Raw genomic sequence first — 16,607 nt, forward strand, 5'->3', positions numbered from 1 at the left:
AAATTTGAGATAAATAATTGATTTATTCTACAAACCCGATAATAATCAGATAGACTTACGGGAAGGCGTACGAGAGGCAAGATTAAGGTTGAAAAGAACCACTTTCTTCGTGCTGCTTTGGAAATTGGGCGAAGCGGAGAAAACGATACTCTACCCTACGACACAGACGCAGTATTTGTGAAGGAGAAAGCTGAAGACCTATCAGATATATGTATGAAACTATTCCATAATATTGAAAGTGGAATAGTGGGGAAGCCAACGATATTCATGAACGGATTGAGCGTCGCTGCCGAACGACTGCTAGTGCCGTCGGGTTCCCATGGATTTCGCATAACTGCACGTATACATCCTTTTTGGAATCTATATTTGAACGGACTGGGTCTTGCAATCGCCGAAGCAAACGAAATAAATCGAAGTGACCGCGCTCACTCTTATAGACTAGGCAGCGATAAGTCCGATTATTTTGATCGCACAAGGTCATGGCGTTCATATAAAGAGGCTACATTTAAAGAAGATCTTTTAAAAAATGATGCGTCGATTGTTGTACGGACAGATATAGCAATTTTTTATGAGCATATATATCATCATCGACTTGAGAATATAATTAACGATCTTGCTTTTAAAAATACTACGATCGCTATGCAAATTGATCGACTTCTTAATAAGCTAGCGTCAGGCCGTTCATTTGGCCTCCCAGTTGGCGGGCAGTGCTCTCGGGTTCTCGCCGAAGTTATGATGACGCCGATTGATCGATCTCTTTCGGACACTGGGATTATTTGGCATCGATATGTTGATGATTTTACGTTGATCTGTGAATCCCAGCAGCATGCATATAAAGCTTTATCTATTCTCTCAAATGCGCTGGCAGATTATGGCTTGTCCTTGAATCGAAGCAAAACGAGCTTTTTGAGTGCAAAGCATTACAAAGACTTTGTGTCAGCTCAGTTGGGCGAGGGGGACAACACAAATTCGGCACTTCGTGAGTTAGATCTTCATTTCGATCCGTATTCAGATAACGCAAGAGCTGAATATGAGAAGCTTAAACATTCATTTGATGATATTGATATCTCATTTTTGTTGAATCTTGAGATTGAGAAGTCCCAGCCTGATGCTTTCGTTGTTGCGCAGATTGGTCGAGCACTCAAATTTCAGGAACCAAAAGTTGCGGAGCAGTTGTGCTCGACTCTTCTTCACCCAGATAATCTTGATGCATTCAGAGCGTCTTGGTCAAAAATTATGCGCGGGGTGTATGCTGTTCGATCGGGCTCTGAATTTACCACAATATTTCCAGCAATCGACTCGCTGCTTGACGGCGTGATTAGCGGCGCGCGGCATCTAATCGTGCCTGAAGCTAATCTATTGCACTATTTGCGTTCCATCCGCTTTATTAGAACAGAAGCTAGAGGCGCTTTCGTAAGAAAAACTTTCGATGATACGTCATCTCAAGTAGTTAAACGTGCCTGTATTGATTGTTGGAGGCATTGGCGAGATAGGAATAATTTTACACGGTTGCGTAATCAATGGTCGAACATGTCACCTGACGTACAAAGAATGTTTTGGCTGTCGGCGGAAGCATTTGGTGATGAGGGTTCTAAGATGAGAGATCAGCTTCGTGGCTCACTCGCACAGTCTTGGAGCCTTGGGATCGAGACTGATAAATCAGCAAGCTTTGCGTCCTGTTATGAAAGCTGGGCAAAAAATGCCGCTTAGCCGTCTTCCTCGGAGAGACCCGAGAACTGTAGCACGGGATATTCCCGGCGTTCTTGACGTTCTTTTTCCTCGACTAACAGGGGGGCTTGTAAGTTCGCTCAATAAAAAGATGTTTTCTTTCGAAGGAATCACTGCGGTCCCTGAATCATTGATAAAGAAAAGCAATCTTCAGAAGGCGATGTTGTTTGAACTTGCTTCTGCCCGTGCAGAAGACCTACTGCGGGGAATATTTTCGGAAAACTGGACTGAATATCTTCGATTGGCGTCAATCCGTCAGCAAAAGCATTACGACGCACAAATACCCACCAGCCTTAATGAATGGGATATCAAAGCTGCGGAGCACGCGGCGAAAAACTTAGTTACAATTCTTGAAATTGTAAAAGGCCAGTATCCAACCACATCACTTGAGCACAGTCCTCTTATTCCCGGTTTAGGCTGGATTGCCTCAGGTCACGGCGATTTCTCTCTCGGATCCATTTTGATAGAGGTGAAGCATACGGAACAGAATTTTCGTTCTGGAGATTTCCGTCAGGTTTTAATGTACTGGCTTTTACGATACGCGAGGGCCGTTGAGAAAAGCTCTGATGTTTGGTCGGAAGTAATGCTTATAAATCCTCGCCGAAATGCAGCTTTGATTGTAAGTTTCAATTATCTACTGAAATCCGCTTCTGCCCAACTAAATCAAATATAACTTGTCGAGCTTCTCCGCTCAGCTGTCGGACAGGAAAGCAATCTTCGGTGATTCGATAAGGGGAGACTGCTTCTCGAGAATTAAAGGCTCACACAATCTCAGCCTCCCGCGTCTCCTTCATCAACGCCACAGCCCCAAAACTAATCCCAGCCGCTACCGCCAAATAAAGCCCCACCCAACCCACACCACCCCACTCGCTCAGCCGCTGCGCCAGGTACGGCGCAGCGGAGGCGCCCAAAATCCCCGCTAGGTTGTAGGTCACGCTCGCGCCGGTGTAGCGCACGCGCGTCGGGAAGAGTTCGGGCAGCAGGGCGCCCATGGGGCCGAAGAGCCAGCCCATGGCGAAGAGGCCGAGACACAGGAAGCCGAGGACGAGGCCGCCCTGGCCGCTGCCGAGCATCGGGCCCATCAGCAGGCCGAGGCTGGCGGTGAAGACGAGGCCGGAGAGGAGGACGGGGCGGCGGCCGTACCGGTCGGCGGCCCAGCCCGAGAGCGGGATGCCGAGGCCCATGAACAGCACGGCCACGCACTCGAAGAGCAGGAAGGTCGGCCGGGTGAAGCCGAGCGTCGAGACGCCGTAGCTCAGGGCGAAGACCGTGGAGAGGTAGAACACCGCGTAGCAGGCCACCATGGCGAAGGTGCCGAGCAGGGTCGCCCGAATGTACTTCGTGAAGATCACCGCCAGCGGCACCTTTTCCGGAGCGGCCTTTTCCAGAGCGGCCTTGAAGACCGGGGTCTCGGTGAGCTTGAGGCGGACATAGAGCCCGACGCCCACGAGGACGGCGCTCGCCAGGAACGGGATGCGCCAGCCCCAGGCCTGGAAGTCGGCGGGGCTGAGCGCCAGGGCGAGGCCGAGGAAGCCGAGATTCGCGGTGATGAAGCCCACCGGCGCCCCGAGCTGCGGGAAGATGCCGTAGAGGGCGCGCCGGCCCGGGGGCGCGTTCTCCACCGCCAGCAGGGCCGCCCCGCCCCACTCGCCGCCGAAGCCCACGCCCTGGCCGAAGCGCAGGACGCAGAGAGCGAGCGGCGCCCACCAGCCGGCGGTGGCATAGGAGGGCAGGCAGCCGATCAGCACCGTCGACAGGCCCATGATCATCAGGGAGGCCACGAGGGTGGCCTTGCGCCCGACCCGGTCGCCGAAATGGCCGAAGAAGGCCGCGCCCAGGGGCCTTGCGATGAAGGCGATGGAGAAGGTGGCGAAGGCCGCCAGCGTCTGCACTGCCGGATCGCCGGGCGGAAAGAAGATCGGCCCGATCACCAGGGCGGCGGCGGTGGCGTAGACGTAGAAGTCGTAGAACTCGATCGCGGTGCCGACGAAGCTGGCGATGAGGATGCGCGCGGCCGGCACGGCCTCGGCGGGTGTCGTCGGGCGGGTCGCGGCGGGGCGAAGGGCTGTCTGGCTCATGGCCGGGGCCTTAGCGCAGGCGCGACCGGCAGGATAGCGCTGGTTCGGGGTCGGGCGAAGCGTTGGCGTGCATCGCCTTCTCCCCTCTGCGGGAGAAGGTGGCCCGCGAAGCGGGTCGGATGAGGGGTGCGCTCCAGTCGGAGAGGGTGCCCCCCCTCTCCCGCCTGCTCCGCAGGCACCCTCCCCCGCGGAGGGGGGAGGGTCATCGCGTGCCTTGACCCCCTCCACCGTCCGGCATAAAGAACCAGCGTTCGTTTCAGCGGATGACGCCCCCTTCCGTCGGTCGCGGCCGAGGCGTAGAGGGTGGGCGTGTGCGGGCCGGCGGGCCCGGGAGGTTTTTGCGATGACCGATCGTCTGCCCGGCTTCAACACGCGGGCCATCCATGCCGGCGCCCTGCCCGACCCGACCACGGGGGCCCGCGCCACGCCGATCTACCAGACCGCCTCGTTCGTGTTCGACGATGCCGAGCACGCCGCCTCGCTGTTCGGGCTCGAGGCCTTCGGCAACATCTACTCGCGCATCACCAACCCCACCAACGCGGTGCTGGAGGAGCGCGTCGCGGCCCTGGAGGGCGGCACCGCTGCCGTGGCGGTGGCCTCGGGCCACGCCGCCGAGTTCCTGGTGATGCACGCGCTGATGCAGCCGGGCGACGAGTTCATCGCGGCCGACCGGCTCTACGGCGGCTCGATCAACCAGTTCAACCACTCCTACAAGAACTTCGGCTGGAACGTGGTCTGGGCCGAGACCGACGACCCGTCCTCCTTCGAGCGCGCGATCACGCCGCGCACCAAGGCGATCTTCTGCGAGTCCATCGCCAATCCGGGCGGGGTCATCACCGACATCGCCGCGCTGTCCGAGATCGCCAAGCGCCACAACATCCCGCTCATCGTCGACAACACGATGGCGAGCCCCTACCTGATCCGCCCCTTCGAGCACGGGGCCGACATCGTCGTGCACTCGGCGACGAAGTTCCTGGGCGGCCACGGCAATTCCATCGGCGGCCTCGTGGTCGACGGCGGCACCTTCCCGTGGGTGGGCGACGCGCGCTTCCCCATGCTGTCGGCCCCGCGCCCGGAATATGCCGGCAAGGTGCTGGCCGAGACCTTCGGCAACTTCGCCTTCGCCATCGCGGTGCGGGTGCTGGGCCTGCGCGACCTCGGGCCGGCGCTCTCGCCCTTCAACGCCTTCCTGCTCCTCTCGGGCATCGAGACCCTTCCCCTGCGCATGCAGCGCCATTGCGACAACGCGCTCGCCGTGGCGACCTTCCTGCAGGGCCATCCGGCGGTGTCCTGGGTCAGCTATCCGGGCCTGGAGACCGACCGCTACCACGCGCTCGCCCGGCGCTACACGCCGCACGGGGCCGGGGCGGTCTTCACCCTCGGCCTGAAGGGCGGCTACGAGGCCGGCGTCAAGCTCGTCTCCGGCCTGACCCTGTTCTCGCATCTCGCCAATATCGGCGACACCCGCTCGCTCATCATCCACCCCGCCTCCACCACCCACCGCCAGCTCACCGACCCGCAGCGGATCGCCGCCGGGGCCGGGCCCGAGGTGGTGCGGCTCTCGGTCGGCCTCGAGGATCCACAGGATCTGATCGCCGATCTCGACGCCGCGCTGAACGCCTGAGCGGGGCGGTGTTAACGATCTCTTTACCATGTTGGGCCGAGGCTCGCGGCGCGATCACCGGAGGCGGCGATGTCGGCCTTGGCTTCGATGGACTGGGCATTCGTGGAACAGATCAGCGACGCGGCGGCGTTCCTGGCCATCCTGGCGACCCTCGTGGGGCTGGCGATCGCCTTCGCCCCGGAGTTGCCCGGGCGCCGCGTCACCGCTCCGGTGAAACGGATGCGCGACACCGGCCGTTGTTGACGACACCCTTGGCGGGGCCTAGGCCCCCGTCTCACCCCTGTCGCGAGATCGTCCGGCCGCCGATGACGCAGAACCCGCCAGAGAGGCAAGCCTCGACAGAGACGCAAGATCCGACGGATCTGCCTGTCGTTCTCCTCGTCGAAGACGACGGGCTGCTTCTCATGGAAGCCGCCGACACGCTCGCGGATGCCGGCTTCGAGGTTCTGGAGGCGAGCCACGCCGACAACGCCCTCTCGGTGCTGGAGAGCCGCGGCGACGTCGACGTGCTGATGACCGACGTGGACATGCCGCGCGGCTCCATGGACGGCTTCGCCCTGGCCCGCCTCGTGGCGCATCGCTGGCCCTCCATCCCGGTCCTCGTCGTCTCCGGCATGGGCACCCCCGGCCCGCACGACATGCCCGACGGGGCGCGCTTCATCCCGAAGCCCTACGAGCCCTCGACCCTGGTCCGGACCCTGCGCGCCTTCACCCACCGCGCCGCCTGACCGCTCACCGCGACCTCTTCACAGACGGGAGGCCCCGATGGCCACCGAGACCCAGACCCATCGCTTCGCCACCCAGGCGATCCATGCCGGCGCCGCCCCCGACCCGGCCACCGGCGCCCGGGCCCAGCCGATCTACTTCACCAACGGCTTCGTCTTCGAGGACACCCAGCAGGCGGCGGACATCTTCGCCATGCGCCGCACCGGGTTCTCCTACTCGCGCGGCTCCAACCCGACGGTGGCCGCCCTGGAGCGCCGCGTCGCCGCGCTGGAAGGCGCCAAGGCCGCCGTGGCGGTGGCCTCGGGCCAGTCGGCCGTGCTGATGGTGCTGATGACCCTGATGAAGAGCGGCGAGGCCTACGTCGCCTCCTCGCGCCTCTTCGGCGGCTCGCTGGGACTGATGAACCGCCTCGACGGGCGCTACGACCTCAAGCCCCAGTTCACCAAGGGCCTGACCCCGGCCGATTTCGAGGCCGCGATCACCCCGGAGACCCGGGCGATCATCTGCGAGTCGATCGTCAACCCCTGCGCCACCGTGATGGATCTGGCCGGCATCGCCGCGGTGGCGCGCCGCCACGGCCTGCCGCTCGTCGTCGACAACACCCTCGCCTCCCCGGCCCTGATCCGGCCGATCGAGCACGGGGCCGACATCGTCATCCACTCGACCTCGAAGTTCCTCGGCGGCTCCGGCCAGACCATCGGCGGCGTGATCTGCGACGCCGGGCGCTTCGACTGGGCGGCGATCCCCGGCCGCTACAACCTGATGAGCGAGCCCTGGGCCGACTATGACGGCCTCGTGCTCACCGAGCGCTTCCCGGACTTCGCCTTCGCCTCGGCCTGCCGCGTCTTCGGCATGCGCGAGCTCGGCCCCGGCCTGTCGCCGATGAACGCCTTCCTGACGCTCACCGGCATCGAGACCCTGCCCCTGCGGATGGAGCGGCACTGTTCGAACGCGAAGGCGGTGGCGGCCTTCCTGAAGGACCACCCGGCGGTGGCCTGGGTCAGCTATCCCGCCCTCCCCGGCCAGGAGGGCGAAGCGATGGCCGCCCGCTACGTGCCGCAGGGGCCGGGCTCGATCTTCACCGTGGCGCTGAAGGGCGGCGAGCCGGCGGCGGTCCAGTTCATCATGGGCCTCAAGCTGATCTCGCACCTCGTGAACATCGGCGAGATCAAGTCCCTGGCGATCCACCCGGCGACCACCACCCACCGCCAGCTCAGCCCCGCCGACAAGGCCGCCGCCAAGGTCGGCCCCGAGACGGTGCGCCTCTCCATCGGCCTGGAGAGCGTCGAGGACCTCATCGCCGACGTCGATCAGGCCCTGGCGCAGATCGGCTGAGGGCCGCGCGCCCGACGGGACGGCTCAGGTCAGGCAGACACCGATGACTCCGCTTTTCATCAGGGAGAAGCGGATGCCGGACCGGCGCAGGGTGTCCACGGCTCGGTGACGGGAGCGCTGCGCGCTCGCCCCGACGTTCTCCTCCATGCGCTTGACGGTCGAGAGCGAGAGGCCGGCGGCCCGGGCGAGGTCCGTCATCGACCAGTCCAGCAGGGCCCGGGCGGCGCGCTGGTGGCGCCCGTCGATCGCCTGCTCCAGGCCTTCGCGGAACTGGTCGCTGACCGGCGACGTCATCGAGCCCATCGGCCGGGTGATGCCGGCCCATTCCCGGATCTCCCCGCCCGAACTTCGGATGGGGACGACGAAACTCTCGAAACGCTCCCGTCCATGGCGCATGATGCGCAGGAGAGGTGTCGCTCGGTAGGCGAGGCCCGCACTGAACGCTTCGCCGCCATGGGCACGCCAGTGCTCACGCTCCTCATGCGTGATCGTCTGGAAAGCATCTGTCGCGATCTCAGAGGCCGAGAGGCCCGTCAGGTCGCAGAATTCCTGTGTGAATTCGAGACCGATAGCCAGATCACTGGAGAAGAACAGGGTCCGCCCTTCTTTGAACAGCGCCCGCCGGCGCCGCTGCTCGGCCATGCGTGCCTGCTGCAGCCGCTCCTGATCCGTCACGTCGAGCACGACCCCGGCCGTCCCGCGGGGGCGCCCGTCCGGCGTGAGATAGATCTCGCACCGGACCGACAGCACGCGGATCGCGCCGTCCGGGCGGAGCAGGCGGACGGTCTTCTGGCCGAACGTCACGCCTTGGATCAGGTCGAGGCCGGTCTCCACCCGCTCCCGGTCCTGGGGATGGATCAGTCCGAGGAGACGCTCGTAGCCCGGCCGTGTGGTCTGGGGGTCGAGGCCGAGCACGCGGAACAGGCCCGGCGACCAGGCGTGATGGTTGTCCGCGAAGCCCCAACTCCAGGTCCCGGTGACACCCTGGCTCTCGATGAGGTCCAAAAAATACGGGGACGCGAATTCGAGGCTTTCCAGATTCATCCGTATGACGCCGGCACCCAACACCAAAAACCGCCTCGTCCTTATAGTATCCGCTCGGCATATGGCGAAATCGAGGGATGAAAACTTAGAGTTCAGCACCCGATCCGTGTCTTGATAACCTAAGGTATGTTTCTGGGTGTGCCGGCAATTCGCCGCGATAGTGCGGCGCTCGTCGCGGGCCGGGCCGGACATCGTCGTAGACTTGACCTCCGATGTCGTGGAGGCCCCGGGCTCAGCGAGGGCGGGCTCGCCCCTCGGCCGGCGGATCGGCGCGCATCCGATCCGTCCGATCCCTCCGGGATGGGGGATCCGGGCCTTGCGCGAGCGCCGCGCCTACGTGGCGAACCAGGCACCGCTCCGGGTGCGCGAAGCCCGATCAGCGCAGGCCGACGCCGATGATCCCACCCTCCATCAGGGAGAAGCGGATGCCGAAGCCGCGCAGGGTGTCCACGGCCCTGTGGCGGGAGCGCTGCGCGATCGCCGCGACGTTCTCCTCCATGCGCTTGACGGTGGAGAGCGAGAGACCGGGGGCCCGGGCGAGGTCCGTCATCGACCAGTCCAGCAGGGCCCGGGCGGCGCGCAGGTGGCGCCCGTCGATCGCCTGCTCCAGGCCTTCGCGAAACTGGTCGCTGGCCAAAGGGGTGTGTGATCCGATCGGACGGGTCAGGCTGCTCCAGTCCACCACCACGCCGGCCGCGTCGCGGAGCGGAACGGTGAACACCTCGAAGCGCTCACGATTGCCGCCGGCAATATGGAGCAGCGGCGTCAGCCGATGGGCGAGCCCATCTGACTGGGCTGCGATGCTCACGTCACGCCAGTGCTCCCGCTCCTCGCCCAGGATCGTCCGGAAGGCATCGGCTGCGATCTCGTCCGGCGAAAGGCCGGTCAATTCGAAGGCCTCCTGGGGGAAGGTGAATCGGCGCTCCGGATCGCTGGAGAAGGCCAGCGTCCGCGTCTGCTGGAACAGGGCTCGCCGGCGCCGCTGCTCGGCCTGGCGGGCCTGCTGCAGCCGCTCCTGATCCGTCACGTCGAGCACGACCCCGGCCGCCCCGCGGGGACGTCCGTCTGGCGCCAGGTAGATCTCGCTCCGGGCCGACAGCACGCGGATCGCGCCGTCCGGGCGGAGCAGGCGGACGCTCTGCTGACCGAGCGTCACGCCCCGGATCAGGTCGGCGCCGGTCTCTACCCTCTCCCGGTCCTGCGGAAGGATCAGGCCGTGCAGACGGTCGTAGCCCGGCCGGGTGGTCTGCGGGTCGAGGCCGAGCACGCGGAACAGGCCCGTCGACCAGACATGGTGGTTGTCGGCGAAGCGCCAGCCCCAGGTCCCGGCGACGCACTGGCTCTCGATCAGGTTCAGAAAATAGGGGGACGCGAAATCGAGGCTTTCCAGATTCATTCGTGAGGTGCCGAGCAAAAAATAATAAGAACGTTTCCAAGGTATAGTATCAGGGTGGCGTGGCGTGCAATGGAGGCCCAGCAAACCTAGAGTATGAGATGCGGCGGGGTCCTTGGAAACCTCAGGTATATTTTGCGGGGTGCCGATGATCCGCTGCAACATTGCGGTGCGCGAAGGGTGGCGGGCCGGCGACGGAAGCGACGGTCGTCGTGAACCCGACGCGGTTCCCGCCTCTCCTGCGCGACGGCCGACCCCTCCGCCGCGCCGGGCGGCCCCTGGGACGGTGCGCCGCGCGATCGGCCTGGATACCGTCGAGGCCCCCATCGCCGACGTCGCGCAGGCCCTGGCCCGGCTCGGGGCCGCGCCCCTCCCCTCGGCCGGCGGCACGGCTCAGGTCAGGCCGACGCCGATGACCCCGCCCTCCATCAGGGAGAAGCGGATGCCGGACCGGCGCAGGGCGTCCACGGCCTTGTGGCGGGACCGCTCCGCGATCGCCCCGATGTCCTCCTCCATGCGCTTGACGGTGGAGAGCGAGAGGCCGGCGGCCCGGGCGAGGTCGGTCATCGACCAGTCCAGCAGGGCGCGGGCGGCGCGCAGGTGGCGCCTGTCGATCGCCTGCTCCAGGCCTTCGCGGAACGGGTCGCTGGCCAGGGGGCTGTGCGATCCGATCGGGCGCGTCAGGTTGCTCCACTCCACCACCACGCCGTCCGTGTCGCGAAGCGGAACGGAGAACACCTCGAAGGGCCCGCGATCGCCGCCGGCGAGGTGCAGGACGGGTCTCGTCACGTGCGCCCGCCCCGAAAGCTGTCCCTCGATGCTGGCTTCGCGCCAGTGCTCGCGCTCTTCATGGACCACACACAGGAAGCCATCGGCCGAGATGTCCGCGAGCGAGAGGCCCGTCAGATCGCTGGCCTCCTGGGGCATGGAGAACGCGTAGTCCGGATCGTTGGAGAACAGGAACGCCCGCCCCTGCTGGAACAGGGCGCGCCGACGCCGCAAATCGGCCTGGCGCGCCTGCTGCAGCCGCTCCTGATCCGTCACGTCGAGTACGATCCCGGCCGCGCCGCGGGGGCGTCCGTCCGCCGCCAGATAGATCTCGGTCCGGGCCGACAGCACGCGGACCGCGCCGTCCGGGCGGAGCAGGCGGACGGTCTTCTGGCCGAACGTCACGCCTTGGATCAGGTCGAGGCCGGTCTCCACCCGCTCCCGGTCCTGCGGATGGAGCAGGCCGAGCAGACGGTCGTAGCCCGGCCGGGTGCTCTGCGGATCGAGGCCCAGCACGCGGAACAGGCCCGGCGACCAGACATGATCGTTGTCGGCGAAGCGCCAGCCCCAGGTCCCGGTGGCGCCCTGGCTCTCGATCAGGTTCAGCAAATGCTGGGACGCGAATCCAAGGCTTTCAACATTCATCTGTGTCGTGCCGAGCAACACCACCGATGGACATGGCCGATGTATAGTGTCCGTCCGGCGTCGTGCGCAATACAAAGCAAGACATGCAGAAGTCTTTATTTATTTGTTCGCAGGTGTAACCTTCGGCGGCCTTAGGCCGAGCGCCGAAGATCCGCAGCGACGCGGCAGCGCTGACGGCGTGGTGGGCCGGTGGCAGGGGGGACGCGCGTCGTCAGCCGAAGCGGTGCCCGCCGCTCCTGCGCATCCGCCCATCTGCCTGCCCGGAGCGCACGAGCCGGAGGCGTGGTGCCGGAGCCCGGCCCGAAATTCTGTCTTGTCGTTTGGCGTTTCGGAATCACCGGTTTCCGCTGATCCCTGACAAACTCTAGGCCGCGGCGGAGAGGGTCGGCGGGCCCGCGGCCTCGATGCGGTTGCGGCCGAGTCCCTTGGCCCGATACAGGGCCGCATCGGCGCTGGCCAGCATCGTGGTGAGGTCGCCGCGATCCGGCGCCGCGAGACCGATGCTGACGGTCGCTGGAATCCCGGGGCCTTCCGCCCGCGTGGCCGCGGCGGCGAAGCGGCTGGCGATGGTGGCGCCGCGGCTCAGGGCCTGAAGCCGGTCGCAGTCGGGCAGGAGCGCGGCGAACTCCTCGCCACCCAGGCGAACCAGAAGCGCGTCGGGGCCCGCGCCCGCGCGGGCGGTTTCGGCGAACAGCTTCAGGATCGCATCACCCGCCGGATGGCCGTAGCGGTCGTTGATCGCCTTGAAGTGGTCGAGGTCGAAGGCCAGGAGCGCGACGGGGCGGCCCTGCTGCTCCCGCAGGATCCGGCCCCCCTGCTCGAAGAAGGCGTGGCGGTTCGCCAGCCCCGTGAGCTGGTCCGTGTGCGACAGGCGCAGGAGGTGCTGCTTCTCCTCCTCGCGGACGAGGGCGAGGAACGACATCGGCATCGCCACCGAATAGAGGACGGCCTCGACCATCGTCGCCTTGGCCACGACGATGAGCATGTCCGGGCCGTACCACTGGACGAGGACGGGGGCGACGAAGGCGCGGCCGAGGTAGAACCCGGCGTGGACGGCTGAGATCGCGACTGCCACCGGCCGGGATCGCAATCCCCGGGCCGTGCGGCTGCGCAGGAGGATCCACGCCGTCAGGCCGCAGGCCAGCGCGATAGGCAGGGCCGAGACGTGGTTCCAGAAGGCGGTCGGGAACTGCGTCCCGGCGAGCGCCCACAGGACCGCGAGGCCGGCCAGCGCGGCGAGGGAGGCGCGGAGGTGCCGCCGCCCGTCGAGGCTCGCCGCGGCGTTCAGGACCAGGAGGTAGCCCGACACCATCAGGAGGTTGGTCGCTGCCATGCCGAGGGCGACGGGTACGCGGCTGCGGTTCATCGCCACGACGCAGCCCAAAACGAAGGCCACCAGACCGGCAGCCAACACGGCGAGCCCCCGCGCCCGCGCCGGGTGGGCCTGCCGCTCCCAGAGCAGAAGCGACGTCGACACCAGCAGCGTCCCGATCGTCAGGTACCAGAGGGTTTGGAGATCGATCTGCATCGCTTTGCCTGTCTCGCGGCAAAGCTTACCGGCTCGGTTACGCCAGGTCCCTTACGGTTCCACGCGAATCGTCGACATGGTTCCCGCAACGTTAAGGGCCCGCCGGTGCCCGCGCCGGGTCAGGTCGATGCCTCCTCCCGGTGCCCGATGCCGATGACGCCGCCGTCCAGGCGCGAGAACCGGATCCCCGCCTTGCGCAGCGTCTCGACCGCCTTGTGCCGGGACTGTTGGGCGGTGTTGTCGAGATGCTCCTCCATGCGCTTCACCGTCGACAGGGAAAGGCCGGCGGCCTTCGCAAGATCGGTCATCGACCAGTCCAGCAGGGCGCGGGCGGCGCGCAGGTGACGCCCGTCGATTCCCCCGTCGAGGGCCTCGTCGAACGGCGGGCCGGGCGGGTGCGCGTCCGCCTCAAGCGAGCGAGTGAGGCCAGCCCAGTCCTCCGCCCCGCCGCCCGAATCCACCGGGACCGGCGCTTCGGTGAATGGGAGGGCGGCATCGCCGAAGAGGCTCGGCGTGCCCTCGTCCCCGAACAGAACCCGGCTGCGGCGCTGGTCGGCCAGGCGCGCCTGCCGGAGGCTCTCGTGGTCCGTCACGTCCAGGACGACGCCCGCGGCCCCGCGCGGTCGCCCGTCCGGGTCGAAATAGATCTCGTTTCGCACCGACAGGACCCGCATCGCGCCATCCGGCCGGCGAAACCGCACCGTCTGGCTGCCGAGGGCGGTACCCTGGATCAGGTCGGCCCCGGTCGCCAGTTTCGCGCGATCCTCCGTGAGGACCAGTCCGACCAGCAGCTCGTAGCTCGGCCGCGTGGTCCGAGGGTCGAGGCCCAGGAGATGGTACAGGCCGGACGACCAGACCTGCTGGTTGTCGGCAAACTGCCAACCCCAGGTGCCGGTGAGCCCATGGCTTTCAATCAGGTTTAAAAACTGGGCTGGAGAAAACTTGAGATTGTCGACCTGCATGTCGTCACGGCCTGCTGCACCTTCTCAAATGATAGTGTCATCAATCGAGCAAGTCCGCAAATCAGACTAGCTAACCGGATAAGCTGCCGTTAGTGGACAAAATTAGTTCTTTATGACCCATTTCGGCGGTTATTATTGGGCAGATTCCCGTTCCGACACGCCGGGCACCGATGTCATCGGACGTTTTCGGGTTGCGGTGGTCGCCCTCGGCGCGGGAGACGACCGCCTCCCATGATCCGGGGCCTGAGGCCTCGACAGGTTCGGCGGCTCCGCGGCATCGCAGCGTGCCGGCCAAGGGAGTGAAAGGCCGATCGTTCGCCGCACATCCGGGGGATGCGCCGTGAAGTCCGGCCCCCGCGGGCGACCGGCGAACGCGCGGCGTCGGACCGTCCGTGGTCCGCGCGCCCGCTTCAGGCGATCTGCAGGGTGGGCTCCGCCTCCGCGTCGCCCAGCAGGTCCGGGCGGTTGCGCAGGAACCAGGGGACGCGGCTCGCTGGCATCGGCTTTCCGTAGAGATAGCCCTGGACGTTGGTGCAGCCTCCGTCCCGCAGGAAGGCGGCCTGCTCCGCCGTCTCGACGCCCTCGGCGGTGACGTCGAGGGCGAGGCTGCGGCCGAGCTGCAGCACGGCGGTGACGATGGCGGCATCGTTGGCGTCGCGCTCCAGGTCCCGGATGAAGCTGCGGTCGATCTTGATCTCGTCCACCGGGAACTGCTTCAAGTGGGTGAGCGAGGCGTAGCCGGTGCCGAAATCGTCCAGGGCGACCCGGATGCCGGAGCCGTGCAGCTCGGCCAGCACGTCGCTGACCCGGTCCCCGTGGCTGCCGAGGAGGACGGTTTCCGTCACCTCGACCCCGATCCGGCTGCGTGCCAGGCCGGCCGAATCGACGTCGTCGAGGAAGGTCCCGGCCAGGTCACCCTGGGCGAACTGCGCCGTCGACAGGTTGAGGAAGACGCGGCCGGGATCGAGCCCGAGGCTGATCCAGTGCAGGAGGTCGGCGATGATCCGCCGGCGCAGGACGTCGCCCACCGCGACGCCGATCTCGGGATCGTCGAAGACGGCCGAGAAGGCGCCGGGAGCGAGGAGGCCGCGGACGGGATGGTGCCAGCGCGCCAGAGCTTCGAATCCGATCACCGCCCCCGAGAGCAGGTTGATCTTCGGCTGGTAGTGGGGCTCGAGGCCGCCGCCCCCGTCGAGGGCCGCGCGCATCTCGCGAGTCATCGCCACCCGCTCCTCGATGTTCGCCCGCAGGGCCGGCACGAACAGCGTCGCGCGGTTCCGCCCCGAGGCCTTGGCGGCGTAGAGGGCGAGGTCCGCGTTGGTGAAGAGGTCGGCCGAGTTCCCGGCATGGTCGGGGTAGAGGGCGAGGCCGAGGCTCGCGCGCGGCGCCACGATCCGCCCGCTGATCGGCATCGGCGGGTGCAGGACGTCGAGGATGCGCTCCGCGAGGTCGTGGATGCGGGGTCGCCCCGCCGCATCGCGGCCGGTGCAGATCACGACGAACTCGTCGCCCCCGAGGCGCGCCACGAGGTCGTCCGGTTCGATCACGCCGCAGAGGCGCAGGGCGACCTCCTTGAGCAGGGCGTCCCCGGAATCGTGCCCGAGGGTGTCGTTGATCTCCTTGAAGGCGTCGAGGTCGAGAAGGATCAGGCCGACCGCAGCGGCTTGGGCTTCCGCCCGCGCCAGGGCGGTCTCCAGGGTGGCCTGGAACAGCGCGCGATTGGGCAGGCCCGTGAGCACGTCGTGATGGGCGGCCGAGCGGATCTGCGCCTCGGCGGCCTTGCGGCTCGTGATGTCCACGAGGCTGGAGACGTGACAGGCGATGCCGTCGATCTGGACGCACTCGATCGAAAGGAGCACGTCGCGGCGCTCCCCGGTGAGGACGACGATGCTCGCCTCCCAGTCGCGGATCGCCTGGCGCCGGTCCAGCACCGCCTGCATCCGGCGGCGGTCGGCGCCAGCGAGGAAGTCGCGGTTCGCGTAGTTCGCCAGGGTGTCGCCGGGGGCGAGCCCGAAGAACTGGACGCCGGCATCGTTGGTGCTGACGATCTGCCCGTTGGCCGCCCGGGAGACCACGATCGGCACCGGCACGGCCCGGAACATCGTCTCGAACAGCTCCCGGCTCTCCGCGAGTTCCAGGCTCGCCCTGCGTTCCACGTCGGCCGCCGCCCATTCCAGGCGGCGCAGGCGGTTCGACCGGGCGATGTAGAGCAGGACCGTCAAATGGCCGAGGACGAGCTCGATCGCCAGGGCGAGGCTCACCTCGCCGGAGGATCGCACGGCCAGGAAGCCCGACAGCAGGACGAGGGCCGACACACTGCCGGTGACCGCCGTCCGAATGAAGCTCAGGGGCACGACGAGCATGAACGCGGTCGGCACCAGCAGCGCCGCCAGGACCGGGATTTCGGGGCGCGCCACGTAGAAGGCGCCGAGGCCCAGGCTCGCGGCGGCCTGCCACGGGAGGAGCCATCGCTGCAGCTGCGCGAAGTCCTTGACGGATCGCAGGGCGACCAGACCGCCGAGCGTCGCCGCCACGAGGCCGAGATGCGTGACCAGCATCGCCCGCATCCCGCTGCGGGCCTCGATCAGGCTGAGGTCGTCGACGAGGAGCAGGAGGTCGATCGCCAGGGAGGCGCACAGGACCGCCCGCGTGTGGCGCCGAATCCTGGGGAGCCGCTCCGCCCGGAACGCCGTTTCGTGGGCACGGGAGGCGAATGCGCCCGCAGGAGTGATGAGCCGTTCGGTCGTCATGACGCCCGACCGTGACACGCAAAGAT

The 16,607-nt window shown here is 65.9% G+C and carries 13 protein-coding genes; 6 read left to right on the top strand and 7 right to left on the bottom strand.

The features are described from left to right. The first annotated feature begins 267 nt into the window (after positions 1–267). Both ASF41_RS23675 and ASF41_RS23680 read left to right on the top strand, forming a co-directional pair. A complete protein-coding gene (locus ASF41_RS23675) occupies positions 268–1,710 on the top strand; it encodes an RNA-directed DNA polymerase (RefSeq protein ID WP_244479608.1) in 1,443 nt (480 codons plus the stop codon). Between the two features lie 109 nt (positions 1,711–1,819). Then, the gene (locus tag ASF41_RS23680) at positions 1,820–2,401 is read left to right on the top strand and encodes a hypothetical protein (protein WP_244479609.1); all 582 of its coding nucleotides are present in this window, start codon (positions 1,820–1,822) and stop codon (positions 2,399–2,401) included. Between the two features lie 88 nt (positions 2,402–2,489). Here the strand turns inward: ASF41_RS23680 and ASF41_RS09725 are convergent, their stop codons facing one another. After that, complete coding sequence (locus ASF41_RS09725) at positions 2,490–3,806, bottom strand: MFS transporter (RefSeq protein WP_244479610.1); 1,317 nt, start codon at positions 3,804–3,806, stop codon at positions 2,490–2,492. Between the two features lie 343 nt (positions 3,807–4,149). On the opposite strand from ASF41_RS09725, the gene ASF41_RS09730 reads away from it, so the two are divergent. The 4 genes from ASF41_RS09730 (at position 4,150) to ASF41_RS09740 (ending at position 7,491) form a co-directional block, all read left to right on the top strand. Beyond that, positions 4,150–5,430, top strand: a complete 1,281-nt coding sequence (locus tag ASF41_RS09730; protein ID WP_056274390.1) for an O-acetylhomoserine aminocarboxypropyltransferase — start codon at positions 4,150–4,152, stop codon at positions 5,428–5,430. Between the two features lie 69 nt (positions 5,431–5,499). Next, positions 5,500–5,673 (top strand): hypothetical protein, encoded by a 174-nt coding sequence (locus ASF41_RS24730; protein WP_156389653.1) that lies wholly within the window; start codon positions 5,500–5,502, stop codon positions 5,671–5,673. Positions 5,674–5,735: 62 nt separating this feature from the next. Next, positions 5,736–6,158, top strand: a complete 423-nt coding sequence (locus ASF41_RS09735; RefSeq protein ID WP_056222496.1) for a response regulator — start codon at positions 5,736–5,738, stop codon at positions 6,156–6,158. A 37-nt stretch (positions 6,159–6,195) separates the two neighbouring features. Further along, positions 6,196–7,491, top strand: coding sequence for an O-acetylhomoserine aminocarboxypropyltransferase/cysteine synthase family protein (locus ASF41_RS09740; RefSeq protein WP_056492769.1), 1,296 nt, complete (start codon positions 6,196–6,198; stop codon positions 7,489–7,491). 24 nt (positions 7,492–7,515) lie between these two features. On the opposite strand, the gene ASF41_RS09745 is transcribed toward ASF41_RS09740, so the two are convergent. From ASF41_RS09745 to ASF41_RS09770, 6 genes are all read right to left on the bottom strand, one after another. After that, positions 7,516–8,727, bottom strand: a complete 1,212-nt coding sequence (locus tag ASF41_RS09745; protein WP_082504232.1) for a PAS domain-containing protein — start codon at positions 8,725–8,727, stop codon at positions 7,516–7,518. 184 nt (positions 8,728–8,911) lie between these two features. After that, on the bottom strand, positions 8,912–9,931 hold the full coding sequence (locus tag ASF41_RS09750) for a PAS domain-containing protein (RefSeq protein ID WP_056492775.1): 1,020 nt from the start codon (positions 9,929–9,931) through the stop codon (positions 8,912–8,914). Between the two features lie 390 nt (positions 9,932–10,321). Further along, complete coding sequence (locus ASF41_RS09755; protein ID WP_082504236.1) at positions 10,322–11,341, bottom strand: PAS domain-containing protein; 1,020 nt, start codon at positions 11,339–11,341, stop codon at positions 10,322–10,324. 364 nt (positions 11,342–11,705) lie between these two features. Further along, on the bottom strand, positions 11,706–12,869 hold the full coding sequence (locus ASF41_RS09760) for a diguanylate cyclase (protein ID WP_056492781.1): 1,164 nt from the start codon (positions 12,867–12,869) through the stop codon (positions 11,706–11,708). Between the two features lie 119 nt (positions 12,870–12,988). Continuing rightward, positions 12,989–13,831: a PAS domain-containing protein gene (locus ASF41_RS09765; RefSeq protein WP_056492784.1), complete on the bottom strand. Its 843-nt coding sequence runs from the start codon at positions 13,829–13,831 to the stop codon at positions 12,989–12,991. A 410-nt stretch (positions 13,832–14,241) separates the two neighbouring features. Beyond that, complete coding sequence (locus tag ASF41_RS09770; RefSeq protein ID WP_056492786.1) at positions 14,242–16,581, bottom strand: bifunctional diguanylate cyclase/phosphodiesterase; 2,340 nt, start codon at positions 16,579–16,581, stop codon at positions 14,242–14,244. Positions 16,582–16,607: the final 26 nt, after the last annotated feature.

It is taken from the genome of Methylobacterium sp. Leaf111, assembly GCF_001423285.1.
Lineage (GTDB): Bacteria > Pseudomonadota > Alphaproteobacteria > Rhizobiales > Beijerinckiaceae > Methylobacterium.